Source organism: Arthrobacter sp. KKT183, assembly GCF_055657625.1.
The window spans coordinates 1,017,102-1,035,019 of sequence record NZ_CM145770.1; the positions used below are offsets into that span (position 1 = coordinate 1,017,102).

Genomic DNA, 17,918 nt, shown 5'->3' on the forward strand with positions numbered 1-17,918 from the left:
AGCGCACATTCGCCGTCGAGGGAGTTCCATGCCCATTCTGTCAGCTCCATCCCATCCGCTCTCGGATGAGGAAGTGGGCCGCATCCGCAATGACTTCCCGCTACTGGCCAATGAACTCAACGGCCGGCCGCTGATCTACCTCGATTCCGGAGCCACCTCCCAAAACCCCATCAGCGTGATGGAGGCCGAGCAGGAGTACTACGAACAGCGCAACGCCGCCGTGCACCGCGGCGCTCATTCACTCGCGGTGGAAGCGACCGACGCGTACGAGTTCGCCCGCACCACCGTTGCATCCTTCATTGGCGCCTCACCCGATGAAATCGTCTTCACGTCCAACGCCACGGAGGCCCTGAACTTAATTGCGTACAGCCTGTCGAACGCTTCGCTGGGCCTCGGCGGGGACGCCGCACGCCCGTATGCGCTTGGCCCGGGGGACTCCATTGTGGTCACCGAGATGGAACACCACGCCAACCTGATCCCGTGGCAGGAACTTGCCGCGCGTACCGGTGCTTCCCTGCGCTACATTCCAGTCGACGACGACGGCGCCCTCCGCCTTGAGGAAGCCGCCTCGGTGATCGACGGCAGCACCAAGCTGCTCGCGTTCACGCATGTGTCCAACGTGCTGGGCATCATCAACCCGGTGGCTGAGCTGGTGTCCCTCGCCCGCGGCGTGGGAGCCCTGACCGTTCTGGATGCCTGCCAGTCGGTGCCGCACCTGCCGCTCGATGTTGCGGCGCTGGACGTGGACTTTGTTGCGTTCTCCGGGCACAAGATGCTCGGGCCCACGGGAATCGGCGCCTTGTACGGCAGGGCGAAGCACCTGCACGCGATGCCGCCGTTCCTCACGGGCGGCTCAATGATTACCACCGTCACCATGGAGCGTGCCGAGTACCTTCCGCCGCCGGCCAGGTTCGAGGCCGGCACCCAGCGGATCTCGCAGGCGGTTGCGCTGGGCTCGGCCGTGAACTACCTGGCCGAGACGGGCATGGACCGGATCGAGGAATGGGAACGCCTGTTGGGGGAGCGGCTGGTGGTTGGCCTCGAGGCGATCGACGGAATCCGGGTGCTGGGCCCGCGTTCGGGTCAGCCCCGAATCGGGCTGGCGGCGTTCGATGTTGACGGCGTCCACGCCCATGATGTGGGGCAGTACCTCGATTCCCGCGGCATCGCCGTGCGGGTGGGCCATCACTGCGCGCAGCCGCTGCACCGGAAGCTGGGGCTGACGGCGTCCACCCGGGCCAGCACCTACCTGTACAACACCACCGACGAGGTGGACGCGTTCCTCACCGCCGTTGCCGAAGTCCGTTCGTTCTTTGGAGCAGCGGCGTCCGGAGCCTCGGCATGAGCAGCGAACTCGAGAACCTCTACCAACAGATCATCCTTGACCACGCGAAACGGCGGGTGGGGCAGGGAAGCACGGATCCGGCGTCGGGCGCTGGTTCTGTGCCTGAGGAAGAGCCGGTTGCCGGCTCGCCGGCAACCGGCTCTCTGGCGACCGGCGCATCGCACCAGCTCAATCCCATCTGCGGCGACGAACTGACGTTGCGGGTGTGGATTGCTGATTCCCGCATCGAGCGGGTGGCGTGGGAGGGAGCGGGCTGCGCAATCTCCATGGCGTCGGCCTCGGTCCTCACCGAACTGGTCAGCGGAGAAACCCGCGACGACATGATGGAGCAGCTCGATCGTTTCCGTGAGCTCATGCGCTCGCGCGGGACCATCGTGCCGGATGAAGAGGTGCTGGGGGACGCAGCTGCGTTCGCCGGCGTTTCCCGCTTCCCGGCGCGAGTGAAGTGCGCCATGCTCGCGTGGGTGGCCCTGGAGGAAGCGGTCCTCGCCGCGAACTCCTGACCGTTGTGTGTTCCTCGGGAGGGGCGCAGCGACGCTAGCGCGCGTTTTCGGCGTTAGCGGCGCGGAGGGTTGTCTTCGAAGAGATCGGGGATGCCGTCGTCGTCCGCGTCTACCTTTTCCGCCTCTTCGATCCTGCGGTAGCGCTTGTTGCGGGAGCGCAGTAGAGCGGTAGCGAGCAGCGCGGCGAGCAACGATGCGGTCAGGATGGCGACCTTGGCGTTGTCGTTCGGCTCCGACCCCTGAGCGAAGCTGAGGTCATTGACCAGCAGGGAGACGGTGAATCCGACTCCCGCGAGGATGCCGACGCCGAGGAGATCCACCCACCTCAAATCGGGGTCAAGAGTCGCCTTGGTGGTCTTGGTGATTGTCAACGTGGTCAGGAGGATGCCGATGGGCTTGCCCAGGACCAGGCCCAGGATGATTCCCAGGGTGACCGGATCTCCGAGCGCGTTGACGAACCCGTCGACGCCGCCAATTGCCACACCGGCCGAGAAGAACGCAAAAATCGGCACGGCAATGCCTGCGGAGAGCGGGCGGAAGCGGTGCTCAAAGGTCTCCGCGAGACCAGGCTTGTTTGGCCGGGGCAACACGGACTTGCCGCCCTTGCCGATGCGCAGTACCGGAACCATGAAGCCGAGCAGCACGCCGGCCACTGTGGCATGGACACCTGATGCGTGCATCAGCGCCCAGGTGACAAAACCGATCGGCAGGAGGATGAACCAGGCCGCCGACGTGTTCTTCCCGAAGAACTTGGGGTTCTTCTGCGCGAGGAACGCGAACAGCGCCAGCGGGATCAGCGTCAGCAGCAGGAAGGTGAACTCCACCTCTTCCGTGTAGAAGAACGCGATGATGGCGATGGCAATCAGGTCATCCACCACTGCCAATGTCAGCAGGAAGATGCGCAGGGCGCTCGGCAGGTGGGAACTGATGACCGCGAGAACGGCCACCGCAAACGCGATGTCCGTAGCGGTGGGGATGGCCCAGCCGCGAATGGTTTCCGGCGATCCGAGGTTGACGAGGACGTAGATCAGAGCGGGAACGATGACGCCGCCGGCAGCTGCTGCCACCGGAACAATGGCGCGCGCAGGGTTCCGGAGATCCCCAGCCACGAACTCGCGTTTGAGCTCAAGGCCCACGAGGAAGAAGAAGATGGCCAGCAGGCCGTCAGCGGCCCACTGTCCTACCGAGAGCTTCAGGTGCCACGGCTCGTAGCCGAATTCAAAGTCCCGGAGAGCGAAGTAGCTGTCCGCGAAGGGCGAGTTGGCCCAGACGAGAGCCAGTGCGGCCGCAATGATCAGCAGGATGCCCCCGACGGTTTCTTTCCGGAGGATCTCGCCGATCCGGAGATGTTCGGGGTAACTGGACCGTCCGAGGACGTTCCGGGGCTGAGAACTCGACATGAGCGGCTCCTTCAGGGCAGGAAGAAATTATTGCCGACCAGACTTCCCGGCGCACCTGCTTAAGACCCTAGCAGGGGAGTCCGTACGGACGTGACGCACGTTACGTTGGTATTTAGGCTGCCAGCGTGCGGATTCCAATCACCAGGGTTGCTGCGCCCAGGATCATCGAGGTGGTCACCAGCATGAAGTGAACCTTGAGGAACCGGGTGGGTGCGCCGTTCTCATCCTTGGACCGCGGGTCCTTGAACACCCGGCGGAGGAACGGCGGCCAGACAATAAGCGTCCAGAGCCCGGCGATCACCAGGACTATGGACAGCGCGAGGGGCAGTTGCATCAGCGGTTCTCCAGCCAGCTCTTCGCCTGGGCAGCCTGAACGTTCAGGGCCTTGCCGATGAACGGTTCAGCGGCGTCGGCAATTTTGGCGCCCATGAACGGAATGGACGAGGTCACGTTGCCTTCGAGGTCCACACGGGTGGAGGTGCCCTCGGCAATCAGGCGCTGGACGGCGTCGACCGTCACGGGCGCGCCGGAGACCTTCATGGTGACCTTCGCTTCGCGGGAGCCGTCAGGCAGCGGTGCGGCCCAGTTCTCCGTCTGCGTCACGGTGATGGTCTCGCCGACAAACTTGCGGGCGAAATCCGGCAGTCGCGTTGTGGGCAGCGTGCGCACAGCGGTGAGGGTGAAAGCGGCGGAGGTGTCGCCGTCGACCGTCAGTGACTTCAGCTCCCCTCCGACGTGCTCACTGGTGTGCTTGAGGAACGCTTCATCGGTGAACACGTCCGTGACCGTCTGGACGCTGTAGGGCAGGGTGGTTGAGGCGCTGAGTGCCACTAATCCTCCGGGGTAGGTCTATTGGGTTTCCGGTACATCCTATGTGAGCGCTGGCTTCGAGCCTTCGTTGGGGTGTTTGCAGCTTCGTCCACAGGCGCCCTGCCGACCCGCCGAATACGAGTAGGCTTGAACTACTCCCCGGGATTCTTAGGAATTTCGGGCTTTCGTGTTGTCTTTTTCGTGCTCAGCTTCATTTCAAGTTACCCCTGAAGGAACGCCATGGCCCCCTCCGGACCCACCCTCAACGGACTCCGTGCTGCCCTGCAGGAGGACGCCTCCTTCGCGCGGGTGCGCACCAACGCATCCCGCCGGGTTGCGGACCGCAGTACCGATCTCGAGATCGGCGCACCCACCGGCCTGCGTGCCGCGCTGCTGGCGGAGATGGTGGACGGGCTCGCGTCGGCCTCAAACGACGACGGCGGCGCGCCCGTTGTTGTAGCCGTCACCGCCACGGGGCGGGAGGCAGAAGATCTGGCAGCTGCGCTGCGAAGCTACCTGCCGGCGTCGGGCATTGAAGAATTTCCGAGCTGGGAGACGCTGCCGCACGAGCGGCTCTCGCCGCGCTCCGACACAGTGGGCCGGCGGCTGTCCGTCCTGCGGCGGCTTGCCCACCCGGGCGCTGACCCGATCCGCGTGATTACGGCGCCGATCCGCGCCGTCGTGCAGCCGCTGGTTGCCGGGCTGGGCGAGCTGGAGCCGGTCACGCTGAAGGTGGGTCAGGAGCGCGGGTTCGACGAGGTGGTCCGTGCGCTCGCCGACGCCGCGTACGCCCGCGTGGACATGGTCACGCACCGCGGCGAATTCGCGGTGCGCGGCGGGATCATCGACGTCTTTCCGCCCACCGAGGACCACCCCATCCGCGTGGAGTTCTTCGGCGACGAGGTGGACCAGATGCGCTGGTTTGCCGTGGCCGATCAGCGTTCGCTGCCCACCGACGGTGATCGCGGGGCACCCGCGGAGCTGTATGCGCCGCCGTGCCGCGAGCTGCTCATCACGCCGTCGGTCATGTCCCGTGCCGCGCATCTAAAGGATCAGCTGCCGGCTGCGGCGGGGATGCTGGAGAAGATTGCCGGCGGGATCGCCGTCGAGGGCATGGAGTCGCTGGCGCCGGTGCTGGTTGACGCGATGGTCCCGTTTGTCGGCGAGTTGCCGGCCGGGTCGATTGCCGTCGTCGTCGAGCCGGAGAAGGTGCGCGCGCGTGCCCATGACCTCGAGGCGACCAACGAGGAATTCCTCCAGGCTGCGTGGGCAACAGCGTCCGACGGCGGTGCGGCGCCGGTCGATCTGAGCGGTCAGTTGGGTGCCGATCTGGAAGCGGCGAGCTTCCGGTCGCTGGTTGATACGCGGTCCTCCGCGCTGGCGAATGACGTTGCGTGGTGGTCGGTGACGTCCTTCGGGTCTGACGAGCTGCTGACCGAGGTCGACAGTTTCACCGTTGCGGCGCGTGAGCCGCGCGGATACCAGGGCGACGTCGCGGAGATGATGGAGTTCCTCGGCGGCCGGGTCCGTGACCAGTGGCGGGTGGTGGTCGCAACCGAAGGCCCCGGGCCGGCCCAGCGCTTGGCTGAACTGTTCCACGATGCTGACATTCCGGCGTCGCGCGTTGAATCGCTCGACCGCTCGCCGCAGCCGGGGATCATCGAGATCACCACGTCCTCCGCGGGCCGCGGGTTTGTGCTTGACGGGCTGAAACTGGGGCTGCTGACCGAGGCAGACCTGCTGGGTCGCACTTCTGCTTCGGGGACCCGCGACATGCGGAAGATGCCCTCGAAGCGGCGCAACGCCGTCGACCCTTTGCAGTTGCGTGAAGGTGACTTCGTGGTGCACGAGCAGCACGGTGTGGCGCGGTTCATCGAGCTGATCCAGCGGTCCACGGGCGCCGGTCCCACCAAGACCATCCGCGAATACCTGGTGCTGGAGTACGCGCCGTCCAAGCGCGGAGCCCCGGGGGACCGGCTGTTTGTGCCGACGGATCAGCTGGACCAGGTCACCCGCTACGTCGGTGGAGATACGCCGGCGCTGTCGAAGATGGGCGGGTCCGACTGGTCGAAAACCAAGAACCAGGCGCGCAAGGCCGTCAAGGAGATTGCCGGTGAGCTGATCCGGCTGTACTCGGCGCGGATGGCCTCGCGCGGGCATGCCTTCGCGCCGGACACGCCATGGCAGCGGGAGCTTGAGGAGGCTTTTCCGTACATCGAGACGCCGGACCAGCTGACGACTATCAATGAGGTCAAGGCGGACATGGAGCGGGAAGTCCCGATGGACCGTCTGGTCTCCGGCGATGTGGGTTACGGCAAGACGGAGATCGCCGTCCGGGCTGCGTTCAAGGCTGTGCAGGACGGGAAGCAGGTTGCCGTGCTGGTGCCCACCACCCTCCTGGTGCAGCAGCACTTCGAGACGTTCTCGGAGCGGTTCTCCGGGTTCCCGGTGCGGATCCGGGCGCTGTCCCGGTTCCAGACCACCAAGGAGTCCAAGGAAACGGTGGAGGGGCTGAAGAACGGTTCGGTCGACGTCGTGATCGGCACGCACCGGCTGCTGTCCACCGAAGTGCATTTCAAGGACCTTGGGCTCGTGATTGTGGACGAGGAGCAGCGGTTCGGCGTTGAGCACAAGGAGGCGCTGAAGAAGATGCGCACCAACGTGGACGTACTGGCCATGAGCGCCACGCCGATTCCGCGAACGCTGGAGATGTCGCTGACCGGAATCCGTGAGACGTCCACGCTGGCAACACCGCCGGAGGAGCGGCACCCGGTGCTCACCTATGTTGGCCCGTACACGGACAAGCAGACCTCCGCGGCGATCCGGCGTGAACTGATGCGCGAGGGGCAGGTGTTCTTCGTGCACAACCGGGTGTCCTCGATTGACCGGACGGCCTCCCACCTGCAGCAGCTGATTCCGGAGGCGAGAGTCGCCGTCGCGCATGGACAGATGAGCGAGTCCCGGCTGGAGCAGATCATCGTGGACTTCTGGGAGAAGAAGTTCGATGTGCTGGTGTGTACAACGATCATCGAGACCGGGTTGGACATTTCGAACGCGAACACGCTGATTGTGGACCGGGCGGACAACTACGGACTCTCGCAGCTGCACCAGTTGCGAGGCCGTGTAGGGCGCGGGCGTGAGCGGGCGTACGCGTACTTCCTGTACCCGTCGGAGAAGCCGCTGGGTGAGGTGGCTCTGGAGCGGCTGAAGGCCGTGGCGTCCCACAACGAGCTCGGTGCCGGTATGCAACTGGCGCTGAAGGACCTCGAGATCCGTGGCGCGGGAAACATGCTGGGCGGGGAACAGTCCGGACACATTGCCGGGGTGGGCTTCGACCTGTATATCCGGTTGGTCGGTGAGGCCGTGGCGAACTTCCGCGGAGAGGCCGAGGAGAAGGCCGCCGAAATGAAGATCGAGCTGCCGGTCAACGCGCATCTGCCGCACGATTACGTGCCGGGGGAGCGGTTGCGGCTTGAGGCGTACCGGAAGCTTGCCTCGTGTCTGACCGACGCCGCGATTGACGAGGTGGTTGAGGAGCTCAAGGACCGCTACGGTGATCTGCCGGCGCCGGTGGTCAACCTGGTGGCCGTGGCACGGTTCCGGGTGCGGGCGCGGTCGGTAGGTCTGACGGACGTGGCGCTGCAGGGCAACTTCATCAAGTTCGCCCCGGCCAATCTGCCCGAGTCGAAGGAAATGCGTCTGAAGCGGATGTACCCGGGGGCGTCGGTGAAGCCGGCGATGAATGCGGCGTTGATTCCGAAGCCGAAGACTGCTGCATTTGGGGGCCGCGACCTGGCGGACGCGGCGATCCTCGAGTGGGCGCAGAACGTGATCGATGCGGTGTTCGCGGCCTAACCCCCCCCCCGAACTTTTGCGCACCTCCGGTGACTTCCGACCCCTCGGAAGTCACCGGAGGTGCACAAATCTTCCGGGTTTGGGCGGTGGTAAAGTCATAGCGTCCATGCGGGTCCGATCACCTGTCCCGACGCTATCGATACCCCCGGCCCAACAAGGCCAAACGGGTACGCCGGGAACCGTTCCGCGCATGGCCGCGAGTAGAAGTATGGAGAACCTGTGACCATGGAAACCACGCGCGCCGGAACCACCGTTGCACCGGCGTCGAGGGCCCTGGACGTGATCGGTGGCGATCTCACCGAACGCAGCCTGCGCCGCTACCTCGAAGGCATTCCCGGCGTCGACGCCGTGGGCCTCGAAGCCCGCGCCGCCGCCCTGGGCACCCGCTCAATCAAGACCACCTCCAAGGCGTGGGCGCTGGACACCATCATCCGGCTCACCGACCTCACCACTCTTGAAGGTGCGGACACGCCGGGCAAGGTCCGCTCGCTGGTGGCCAAGGCTATGGTGCCGGATCCCGACGACATGTCCACCCCGCGCGTCGCCGCGGTCTGCGTGTACGGCGACATGGTGCCGCACGCTGTGGAAGCGCTGGGTTCAGCGCACGACGACGGCGCCTCCGGCCGCATCAACGTCGCCGCCGTGGCCACCGCCTTTCCCAGCGGCCGTGCGTCCCGCTCCGTCAAGCTCTCCGACACGTCCGACGCGGTTGCCGCGGGGGCCGATGAGATCGACATGGTCATTGACCGCGGCGCGTTCCTCTCCGGGCGGTACGGGCAGGTGTTCGACGAGATCGTGGCGGTCAAGGAAGCGTGCAAGCGCCCCGACGGTACGTACGCGCACCTGAAGGTCATCCTCGAAACCGGCGAGCTGAACACCTATGACAACGTGCGCCGCGCCTCCTGGCTGGGCATCCTCGCCGGCGGTGACTTCATCAAGACGTCCACCGGCAAGGTCACGCCGGCCGCCACGCTACCCGTAACGCTGTCCATGCTTGAGGTTGTCCGCGACTGGCACCGCCTCACCGGCGAGAAGATCGGCGTAAAACCCGCAGGCGGAATCCGCGCCTCCAAGGACGCCATCAAGTACCTGGTCACGGTCGCGGAAACTGTGGGGGAGGAGTGGCTGCAGCCGGACCTGTTCCGCTTCGGCGCCTCCAGCCTCCTCAACGACGTGCTCCTGCAGCGCCAGAAGCTCACCAGCGGCCGCTACTCCGGCCCGGCCTACGTCACGATCGACTAAAGGACCTGCCATGAATTTCCTCGATTACGCTCCCGCGCCCGAGTCGGCAGCGATCCTGAACCTCCGCGATGAATACGGCCTGTTCATCAACGGCGAGTTCGTCGCCGGCAACGGGGAGTCCTTCACCACCATCTCCCCGGCCACGGAGAAGCACATTGCCACAGTGTCCTGCGCCAACGAGCAGGACGTGGACACCGCCGTCGTCGCCGCCCGCCGTGCGTATGAGAAGACGTGGTCGCGCATGTCAGGTGCTGACCGCGGGAAGTACCTCTTCCGCATCGCGCGGCTGGTCCAGGAGCGCGCCCGCGAACTGGCCGTCGCCGAAAGCCTGGATAACGGCAAGCCCATCAAGGAAAGCCGCGACGTCGACATCCCGCTGGTTGCCGCCTGGTTCTTCTACTACGCGGGTTGGGCGGACAAGCTGGAGTACGCCGGAATGGGCCCGAACCCGCGCTCGCTCGGCGTCGCCGCACAGGTGATTCCCTGGAACTTCCCGCTGCTGATGCTGGCGTGGAAGATCGCCCCCGCGCTCGCCGCCGGCAACACCGTGGTGCTCAAGCCCGCCGAAACCACTCCGCTGACGGCACTGCTCTTCGCCGAGATCCTGCAGCAGGCTGACCTTCCCGCAGGCGTCGTCAACATTGTCACGGGCGCAGGGTCCACCGGCTCAGCACTGGTCAACCACGCGGACATCAACAAGGTCGCCTTCACGGGCTCGACGGCGGTGGGCCGGCAGATTGCGCGCTCCACCGCGGGCACGTCCAAGAAGCTCACGCTCGAACTGGGCGGCAAGGGCGCCAACATCGTGTTCGATGACGCCCCTATTGACCAAGCCATCGAGGGCATCGTCAACGGAATCTTCTTCAACCAGGGCCAGGTCTGCTGCGCAGGTTCGCGGCTGCTGGTGCAGGAATCCATCCACGACGACGTCGTTGAGCGACTGAAGGCGCGTCTGTCCACCCTGCGCGTGGGGGATCCGCTCGACAAGAACACGGACGTCGGAGCCATCAACTCCGCGTCCCAGCTGGGCCGGATGCGCGAGCTCTCCGACATCGGTGAGCAGGAAGGCGCCGAACGCTGGAGCCCGGCCTGCAACCTGCCCTCGGAGGGGTTCTGGTTCCCGCCGACCATCTTCACCAACGTGTCCACCAGCTCCCGGATCGCGCGGGACGAGATCTTCGGCCCCGTGCTGTCCGTGCTGACGTTCCGCACCCCCGCCGAGGCGATCGCGAAGGCCAACAACACCCCGTACGGCCTGTCCGCGGGAATCTGGACGGACAAGGGCAGCCGCATCCTGGCGGTTGCAGACAAGCTGCGTGCCGGCGTCGTCTGGGCCAACACGTTCAACAAGTTCGATCCTGCCTCGCCGTTCGGCGGGTACAAGGAATCCGGTTACGGCCGCGAGGGCGGCAAGCAGGGCCTGCACGCGTACCTGGCGCCGACTGTTCCCAACCGCTCGGCACTGAATGGAGCCAACCGATGAGCCGCCTGGCTGTTCCGAAGACCTACAAGCTGTATGTCGGCGGAAAGTTCATCCGGAGTGAATCCGGACGCGTGTATGAGGTTGCAACCACGAAGGGGAGCTTTTCGGTGAGTTCAGTCAACGCCGCGAAGGCTTCCCGGAAGGACGCCCGCGACGCCGTTGTGGCCGCCCGCGGAGCCGTCAGCGGCTGGTCCGGGACCACCGGCTACAACCGCGGGCAGGTGCTGTACCGGATCGCGGAGATCCTGGACGGACGGCGTGCGCAGTTCGCCGAGGAGATCGCCGCGTTCGAGGGTGTCTCCCTTTCGACTGCTACTGCACAGGTGGACGAGGCGATTGACCTGTGGGTTTGGTACGCCGGCTGGGCGGACAAGTACGTGCAGGTTGCCGGCAACGGTAACGCCGTGTCCGGTCCGTTCTTCAACCTGTCCGTGCCTGAGCCCACGGGCGTCGTGGCGGTGATCGCGCCGCAGGGGGCGGGGGTTCCGGGCTCGTTGCTCGGCTTCGTCCGCGCGGTGGCGCCGGTCCTCGTGAGCGGAAACACCGTCGTCGTTATTCCGAGTGAGCGGGCACCGCTTGCAGCGCTCAGCCTCGGCGAGGTCTTCGCGACCAGTGACGTTCCGGCCGGCGTCGTCAATATCCTGAGCGGATCACCGGCGGAGATTGCTCCGTGGCTTGCCGCGCACGCCGACGTCAACGCGCTGGACCTGCTCGGTGCCGGCGAGCTGGAGTGGGTGGACCTGCAGATCGCTGCCGCGGATACCCTGAAGCGGGTGCTTCCGCCGGAGCAAGGCCCCGACGCCGGTGCCCCCTCGCTGGATCGCATCACGTTCTTCACGGAGACCAAGACCGTGTGGCACACGAAGGGTCTGCTCTAGCGCTTCACACGAAAGGACCACCACAGTGCCGCAATTCGCAATCCTCATCTACGCAGACGAGTCCCTCCATGCTGTCGACGCAGCGGAGGCCGAACTCGAAGAGAATGACCGGCATGCGGAGGACCTTTCAGCGTCCGGCACCATGTCGCTCGCTTATGCCCTGACCCCTCGAGCTAGTGCGGTGTCCATCCGGCGGGACGGCACAAGCCCCGGACCGTTTGTCCAAGCCGACCAGTTCGTGGCCGGGTTCTACGTCATCGAAGCTCCGGATCTCGACGCCGCTATGGCAATTGCCCGCGTGAACCCGGCGGCGCGCACTGCCACCGGGGGCGTCGAAGTCCGCCCTGTACACAGCGGGGGCATCACCGCCAATAGCTAGGCGGATTCTCGTAGGGGTTCGAGGGCGGCTAGGATGAGGTCGAGGCCGAATATGAACTCCTCCGCCGGGTCGTAGCCGGCAGCGACGAGCGCCGCGGCGGACTCGTTGAGGTAGGGGAACTCGTCGGGAGGAAGCTGGGGCAGGTACACCTCCTCGCCCATATCCGCGAATTCCTCAGCGGTGTCGAACGGCAGGCTGGCTTCCTGCAAAGCGAAACCGTAGACATAACTGTCGAGCAGCCAGTTGGCATGGGTCGCCATCAGGACCGGGAAGCCGGCCCTCCGCAGACAGGCGGTGACCGCTTCGTGGTGGCGTAGGTTCGCGGGCCCCGGCGATGTCCGTGACTCCAGCAGGCCGATAGCCCACGGGTGCCGTGCGAGAACCTGTCGGGTGGATACGGCCCGCTGTCGCATCGCGGACTGCCAGTCGGTCTCCACGGGCGCGAGCTCGATCTCCCCGAATACGACGTCGATCATGGCATCCAGCAACTCCTCCTTGCTTGCCACGTAGTGATAGAGCGACATCGCGCCCGCACCGAGCGCGCCAGCCAGCCGGCGCATGCTCAGCCCGTCGACCCCCTCGCGGTCGGCAAGCCGCATCGCCTCGGCTACCACCCGTTGCTTGCTCAGCCCCGCGCCTGACGTGACCTCACTTTGCTTTTTCGCAGACATCGATCTCCTTGCTCTCTCAAGGTCTTGACAATAGTACACAGTACGATCACTCTATACGTACAGCGTACGTCGTACGGTGTACGGGCCGCGAGAGTCGCCGCTCGGACGTGAGGAGGCTTATGTGGGAATCGAACAGCAGTCCAAGGGTGGAGCAAGCCCGGTGCCGGGGGTAGACCCGGGCGGAGCAGCGACAATGCGGGCCGCCGTCCAGCACCGCTACGGGCCGCCGTCAGTCCTCGAAGTATCCGAGGTCGGGGTGCCGCTGCCCGGTCGAGGCGATGTGTTCGTCCACGTGGGTGCAGCGTCGATACATCCCGGCGACTACGTCGTCATGACCGGGAAACCGTACCTGGTGCGCCTGGCGTTCGGGCTACGCCGGCCACGCCACGGCACCCCTGGTATGGACCTAGCCGGCGTGGTGGAAGCGGTCGGGAAGGAGGTCACCACTCTCCGCCCCGGCGACAAGGTGTTCGGCTGGAGCGCGGCTGGAGCGCTCGCTGAGTACGCCTGCGTCCCGGCGAAGAACCTTGTTCCCATGCCTGCCAACCTGTCGGTTGTGGAGGCGGCAGCGGTGCCCACCTCGGCCATGACGGCGTTGCAGGCATTGCGCGACATCGCGCACTTCCAGCCGGGCCATACGGTGCTGGTCACGGGCGCGTCGGGCGGCGTGGGCTCCTTCGCCGTACAGATCGCCAAGGCGTTGGGCGCCGAGGTGACGGGTGTGTGCAGCACCCGCAACGTTGAACTGGTGCGGTCGCTCGGCGTCGACCACGTCGTTGACTACACGAGCACCGACTTCACGAGCACCGATTCAACCCGCACGGGGAAGCGCTACGACGTCATCTTCGACAACGTGGAAGCCCACCCCCTGGCCGCTGTCCGTGAAGCGCTGACACCTACCGGCACCCTTATCCCCAACAGCGGACGCGGCGGCCGCTGGCTCGGCCCCATCGCTCGGATTGTCAAAGCGCGCGTGCTGTCCGGCTTCACCCGTCAGCACTTGAGGCCTTTTACATCGCTCGGGAAGCGCCAGGACCTGCTCACCCTGGCTGATCTGCTCGCGGCCGGGCAGGTCACGCCCGTCATCGACCGTACCTACCCCCTCGACGAAGCTGCCGACGCCCTCCGCTACGTCGGGGCCGGCCACACCCAAGGGAAGGTCGTGATCACCGTCTGAGAACCGGACCGACTCAGCCCGTATGTATCACTCCCAGGCCTGCCGCCACTTTGGCGGACCGACCACCCCTCACGAAAGAAACCGATGACCATCCGAACGAACACCCCGAAACTGTCCGATAACCCTCCAGTCCCCGTCCAGGCCAAGCTCGCGGCCGCCTGGACCAGCTTGATGTTCTTCGTCATCTACATCGACTACTTCCACCTCTATAAGCCCGGCGCCATCGACCAGATCCGGGGTGGCGAAATCTATGAGTTCGACATCAGCGGGTTCTTGTTGACCATTTTCGTTGTGGTCATAGGGATCCCGGCCCTGATGATCCTGCTCTCCATGACCCTGTCAGCCCGGATGAACCGCGCCACGAACCTCATCGTGGCATCCCTCTACATCCCCGTGATGGTGTTCAACGCGGCCTCGACGGACTGGGAATGGGCCTCCTTCTACGCCTTGTCCATCGGAATCGAGGTGCTGATCCTGGCCTTCATCCTGCGCTCCGCCTGGACCTGGACCCGCATCCCCGCCGTCCCAGCCGGTCCCGCAACGGACTCCGAAATGACTCTGCGGTCTCGAGATACGAGGACCAACACAGTATGAGTACGCCGAAGGACGTCCCTTAGAACGGGTGCAGCAGCCGATGCACGAACCGCCGGGTCCGTTCCTCCCGGGGATCGCGCAACACCGTCTCAGGCGGGCCGTGCTCAACCACCACGCCGCCGTCCATGAAAACCACTTCGGTGGCCACCTCGCGAGCAAAGGCAAGCTCATGCGTGACAAGCACCATGGTCCAGCCCTCGTCAGCCAGCTCCTTGATGACGGAGAGGACCTCGCCCACCAGTTCGGGGTCCAGGGCCGAGGTTGGCTCGTCGAACAGCAGCAGCGTGGGACGCAGCGCGAGCGCGCGGACAATGCCCACGCGCTGCTGCTGACCGCCGGACAGCTCGTGCGGGTACTGGTCCTTTTTCTCCGCGAGGCCTACGCGGCCCAACAGTTCCTCTGCCTCTTGAACAGCCTCCGCCTTGGGCCGGCGCTGCACCTGCACCGGGCCTTCGATGACGTTTTCGAGCACCGTCTTGTGCGGGAAGAGGTTGTAGTGCTGGAACACCATGGCGCTGCGGTCCCGCAGCGCTGCGAGCTCCCGCTTCGATGCGCCTGACCCGAAGTTGACCACCGGGCCGCCGTCGAAAGTGATGCGTCCGGCGTCGGGAATTTCCAGCCCGTTAAGGGAACGCAGAACCGTGGTCTTGCCGGATCCGGAAGGCCCGACCAACGCCACCACGCCGCCCTGGGCAACGGACAGGTCAATCGAGCGCAGCACCTCGTTGTCTCCGAAGGATTTCCGGAGTCCCTCGACTTTCATCACCGGTTCAGGATCAGTGCGCGACATAGCGGTCCAGCCTCTTCTCGATTCGGGACTGCCCTGCCGAAAGGACAAGACAGAAGACCCAGTACACGGCCGCGGCCTCAACGTAAATCAGCATGAACTGCTGGCTGAATGAGGCGATCTCCTGGGCCTGGCGGAACAGCTCCGTTACCAGGACTATCGACGCCAGCGAGCTGTCCTTCACCAGCGAAATGAACGTATTGGACAGCGGAGGCACAGATACCCGGGCAGCCTGCGGCAGGATGATGCGCCGCAGGGTTAAAGTGCGGGACATGCCGATGGTGTGCCCGGCTTCCCACTGGCCGCGGGGGACGGAGAGGATGGACGCCCGGATGATCTCGGCAGCGTAACCGCCCACGTTGAGGGAGAACGCGATGATGGCGCTGGGCCAGGGCGGAATGGTGAGGCCGATCGATGGCAGGCCGTAAAAGATCACGAACAGCTGCACCAGCAGTGGAGTACCGCGGATCACGGAGACGTACGCCCGGCCGATCCCGGACGCGATCCGGTTGTTGCTGAGCCGCATGAGCGCCACCAGCAGCGCCAGCATAAGGCCCAGTGCCATGGAAGCCAGCGACAGGGGAATAGTGCCCTTCAGGCCGCCCTCGATGAGTGGCCAGAGCGAGGTCAGGGCCAGATCCCAGTCGATGTCCATAAGCTCCTACGCTATCCCAGTGGCTGATCGTGATTTCTGCATGAAAACGCACATACAAACGGCGGGCACCGCGGAGGCTGCGTGCCTCGCGACCGGTGCCCGCCGTCGTCGTACTGGTTACTCTGCGCTGATTACTCGGCGCTGACGTCCTCACCGAAGTACTTCTCCGAGATCTCGGCCAGCGTGCCCTCTTCGCGGAGCTCGGCGAGGGCCTCATTCACGGCCTCAACAAGCTCGTCGCTGCCCTGGCGGAAAGCCAGCGCGCTGCGGGACTGCTCGTCGGTCTCCGCGACCACCTTGATGTTCTCGTTGGGGGTGGACTTCTGGTAGTCGAGGAAGGTGAGCTCGTCATTGATGGTGGCGTCAACGCGGCCCTGCTCCAGCAGGGTCACTGACTGCGCCCAACCCTCAACGGCCTCAACCTGGGCGCCGCTTTCCTCCGCCAGCTCGTACCAGTTGCTGGTGAGTGACTGCGCCGTGGTCTTGCCTGCGAGATCCTTGAACGAGCTGATTTCGCTGTTGTCAGCCGAGGTCACAATGACGCCGTTGCTGTAGGTGTAGGGCTCGGAGAAGGCGTAGGCTTCCTCGCGCTCCGGGGTGATGGAGACCTGATTTGCGATGACGTCGAAGCGGCCCGCCTCGAGTCCGGCGAAGATGGCGTCCCACTGGGTCTCTTCGAACTCTGCTTCAACGCCGAGCTTCTCGGCGACGGCGGTGATGACCTCGACGTCGTAGCCGGTCAGCTCGCCGGCGCCGCCCTCGTGGTAGGTGAAGGGCTTGTAGGTGCCCTCGGTCCCGACGGTCAGCACGCCGGACTCCTGGATCTCAGCGAGCGTGGTGCCGCCTGCGGACTCGGTGGCCGCGCCCGTGGCGGTGTCGGATGAAGCAGATGAACCGCAACCGGCAACCGCAAAGAGGATGGCGGTAGCGGCGCCGAGCAGCGGAAGACGGCGAGAAATCATGGAGGTATCCTTTGACGCTTGAACGGAAAGCTTGGACTGCCCGGGTACGGGAGCTATCCATTCCAGCAGTCGACGGCCCGTCCTTATTCCCCCGCGTAACAGTGCGTAACATAGCGCTGAGGCGGTCAGGGCAAGCAAAAAGGGGCCCGCCTCCGCGGACCCCTCCTGACAAAATACGCGGCGTTAGGCCTTACGGTTGCCCTTTGCCATCCGGTAGCCGGAATCTGAACGGCCCATGATGGTCTGTGGAATCCAGAACGCAAGGAAGAAAAGTGTGAGGCACACCGCAAACGGCCACACGTTGGTGCGCTCGAAGAATGACAGCACATAGATGGACGCGGCGAAGAGGATGAACATCACCACGAAAGCAACAGCGGCGGTCAGGCCGTGGCCCTCGCCGGAGTGCTCGGGGCGCTTGTTGTTCTTGTCGCGGGTTGTGCCTACCGGGTGTGCCATGAGTCTCCTCGTTCTGATGCGTGGCCTGTCTGCCTTAACTCTAGCGCCCGCGGCAGGTTTCCGCGGGCCGGTGCGGACGTGGCAGAGCGCCGGCCTCAGCCCACGATCAGCTTGACCGCAAGCGCCAACATCACCACGCCGATGACCACGTCCACCACCCGCCAGGTTCGCGGACTCTTCAACACACCCGAGAGCGCCCGGGCACCGAAACCGAGGGCGCAGAACCAGATAATGCTGCCGACGACGGCGCCGGCCGCGAACACCCACCGGGTCCCCTCTCCCTGCTGGTTGGCCAGGCTTCCAAGCAGGACGACGGTGTCCAGGTAGACATGCGGATTGAGATAGGTCAGCGCGAGAGTGGTGGCAACCACCGACCCGCGGCTCCGCGGCGCTTCCGCGGTCAGGGCCGCCGGCTTCAGCGCCGAGCGGAAGGAGCGGACGGCGAACCAGGTCAGGTACACAGCGCCGCCCCACCTCAGGATGTCGAGGATGGCAGGGAACTGCGAGACCAGCGCGCCGATTCCCGCAGTGCCTCCGAGGATGAGCGCCGCATCGCTGACAATGCACAGCGCCACCACCACTCCCACGTGTTCCCGCCGGATGCCCTGCCGCAGTACGAATGCGTTCTGCGCGCCGATGGCGATGATCAGGGCAAGGCCCGTCAGCAGGCCGGTGCCCCAGATGCTCAACATGGGATCAACGCTATTCAGCGGAAGCAGTG

At 65.3% G+C, this 17,918-nt stretch carries 18 protein-coding genes; 9 read left to right on the forward strand and 9 right to left on the reverse strand.

Going from position 1 to position 17,918, the window contains the following annotated elements:
* The first annotated feature begins 28 nt into the window (after positions 1–28).
* Complete coding sequence (locus ACZ2GY_RS04915) at positions 29–1,345, forward strand: aminotransferase class V-fold PLP-dependent enzyme (protein WP_471673173.1); 1,317 nt, start codon at positions 29–31, stop codon at positions 1,343–1,345.
* Positions 1,342–1,848: a Fe-S cluster assembly sulfur transfer protein SufU gene (gene sufU / locus ACZ2GY_RS04920; RefSeq protein ID WP_346028787.1), complete on the forward strand. Its 507-nt coding sequence runs from the start codon at positions 1,342–1,344 to the stop codon at positions 1,846–1,848. Before ACZ2GY_RS04915 ends, sufU begins: the two co-directional genes overlap by 4 nt.
* Positions 1,849–1,901: 53 nt before the next feature.
* Here sufU and nhaA read toward each other — a convergent pair whose 3' ends face one another.
* From nhaA to ACZ2GY_RS04935, 3 genes are all read right to left on the reverse strand, one after another.
* On the reverse strand, positions 1,902–3,248 hold the full coding sequence (gene nhaA, locus ACZ2GY_RS04925) for a Na+/H+ antiporter NhaA (RefSeq protein WP_471673174.1): 1,347 nt from the start codon (positions 3,246–3,248) through the stop codon (positions 1,902–1,904).
* 112 nt (positions 3,249–3,360) lie between these two features.
* Positions 3,361–3,582 (reverse strand): SCO4848 family membrane protein, encoded by a 222-nt coding sequence (locus ACZ2GY_RS04930; protein ID WP_056548728.1) that lies wholly within the window; start codon positions 3,580–3,582, stop codon positions 3,361–3,363.
* Complete coding sequence (locus tag ACZ2GY_RS04935; RefSeq protein WP_471673175.1) at positions 3,582–4,079, reverse strand: DUF2505 domain-containing protein; 498 nt, start codon at positions 4,077–4,079, stop codon at positions 3,582–3,584. Before ACZ2GY_RS04935 ends, ACZ2GY_RS04930 begins: the two co-directional genes overlap by 1 nt.
* A gap of 219 nt (positions 4,080–4,298) precedes the next feature.
* Here ACZ2GY_RS04935 and mfd point away from each other — a divergent pair, with 219 nt between their 5' ends.
* The 5 genes from mfd (at position 4,299) to ACZ2GY_RS04960 (ending at position 11,895) form a co-directional block, all read left to right on the forward strand.
* A complete protein-coding gene (mfd, locus tag ACZ2GY_RS04940) occupies positions 4,299–7,913 on the forward strand; it encodes a transcription-repair coupling factor (protein WP_471673176.1) in 3,615 nt (1,204 codons plus the stop codon).
* 225 nt (positions 7,914–8,138) lie between these two features.
* Positions 8,139–9,155 (forward strand): deoxyribose-phosphate aldolase, encoded by a 1,017-nt coding sequence (gene deoC, locus ACZ2GY_RS04945; protein WP_471673553.1) that lies wholly within the window; start codon positions 8,139–8,141, stop codon positions 9,153–9,155.
* 10 nt (positions 9,156–9,165) lie between these two features.
* Positions 9,166–10,638 carry an aldehyde dehydrogenase family protein gene (locus ACZ2GY_RS04950; RefSeq protein ID WP_471673177.1) on the forward strand — a complete coding sequence of 491 codons (1,473 nt, stop codon included), beginning with the start codon at positions 9,166–9,168 and terminating at the stop codon, positions 10,636–10,638.
* Positions 10,635–11,516 carry an aldehyde dehydrogenase family protein gene (locus ACZ2GY_RS04955; protein WP_277359805.1) on the forward strand — a complete coding sequence of 294 codons (882 nt, stop codon included), beginning with the start codon at positions 10,635–10,637 and terminating at the stop codon, positions 11,514–11,516. Before ACZ2GY_RS04950 ends, ACZ2GY_RS04955 begins: the two co-directional genes overlap by 4 nt.
* Before the next feature lie 25 nt (positions 11,517–11,541).
* A complete protein-coding gene (locus ACZ2GY_RS04960) occupies positions 11,542–11,895 on the forward strand; it encodes a YciI family protein (RefSeq protein ID WP_471673178.1) in 354 nt (117 codons plus the stop codon).
* On the opposite strand, the gene ACZ2GY_RS04965 is transcribed toward ACZ2GY_RS04960, so the two are convergent.
* On the reverse strand, positions 11,892–12,566 hold the full coding sequence (locus tag ACZ2GY_RS04965) for a TetR/AcrR family transcriptional regulator (RefSeq protein WP_346028798.1): 675 nt from the start codon (positions 12,564–12,566) through the stop codon (positions 11,892–11,894). The two genes, ACZ2GY_RS04960 and ACZ2GY_RS04965, sit on opposite strands and share 4 nt — an antisense overlap.
* Before the next feature lie 121 nt (positions 12,567–12,687).
* Here ACZ2GY_RS04965 and ACZ2GY_RS04970 point away from each other — a divergent pair, with 121 nt between their 5' ends.
* Positions 12,688–13,743, forward strand: a complete 1,056-nt coding sequence (locus ACZ2GY_RS04970; protein WP_471673179.1) for an NAD(P)-dependent alcohol dehydrogenase — start codon at positions 12,688–12,690, stop codon at positions 13,741–13,743.
* A gap of 84 nt (positions 13,744–13,827) precedes the next feature.
* Positions 13,828–14,337, forward strand: a complete 510-nt coding sequence (locus ACZ2GY_RS04975; protein WP_471673180.1) for a DUF6326 family protein — start codon at positions 13,828–13,830, stop codon at positions 14,335–14,337.
* Positions 14,338–14,356: 19 nt separating this feature from the next.
* Here ACZ2GY_RS04975 and ACZ2GY_RS04980 read toward each other — a convergent pair whose 3' ends face one another.
* From ACZ2GY_RS04980 to ACZ2GY_RS05000, 5 genes are all read right to left on the reverse strand, one after another.
* The gene (locus ACZ2GY_RS04980; protein ID WP_471673181.1) at positions 14,357–15,127 is read right to left on the reverse strand and encodes an amino acid ABC transporter ATP-binding protein; all 771 of its coding nucleotides are present in this window, start codon (positions 15,125–15,127) and stop codon (positions 14,357–14,359) included.
* Positions 15,114–15,779 carry an amino acid ABC transporter permease gene (locus ACZ2GY_RS04985; RefSeq protein ID WP_471673182.1) on the reverse strand — a complete coding sequence of 222 codons (666 nt, stop codon included), beginning with the start codon at positions 15,777–15,779 and terminating at the stop codon, positions 15,114–15,116. The genes ACZ2GY_RS04980 and ACZ2GY_RS04985 overlap by 14 nt, the downstream gene beginning before the upstream one ends.
* A 131-nt stretch (positions 15,780–15,910) precedes the next feature.
* Entirely contained in the window at positions 15,911–16,741 is an 831-nt protein-coding gene (locus ACZ2GY_RS04990; protein ID WP_056548705.1) for an amino acid ABC transporter substrate-binding protein, read from the reverse strand.
* Between the two features lie 183 nt (positions 16,742–16,924).
* Positions 16,925–17,197: a hypothetical protein gene (locus ACZ2GY_RS04995; RefSeq protein WP_471673183.1), complete on the reverse strand. Its 273-nt coding sequence runs from the start codon at positions 17,195–17,197 to the stop codon at positions 16,925–16,927.
* Between the two features lie 95 nt (positions 17,198–17,292).
* Positions 17,293–17,889, reverse strand: a complete 597-nt coding sequence (locus ACZ2GY_RS05000) for a LysE/ArgO family amino acid transporter (protein WP_056548702.1) — start codon at positions 17,887–17,889, stop codon at positions 17,293–17,295.
* Positions 17,890–17,918: the final 29 nt, after the last annotated feature.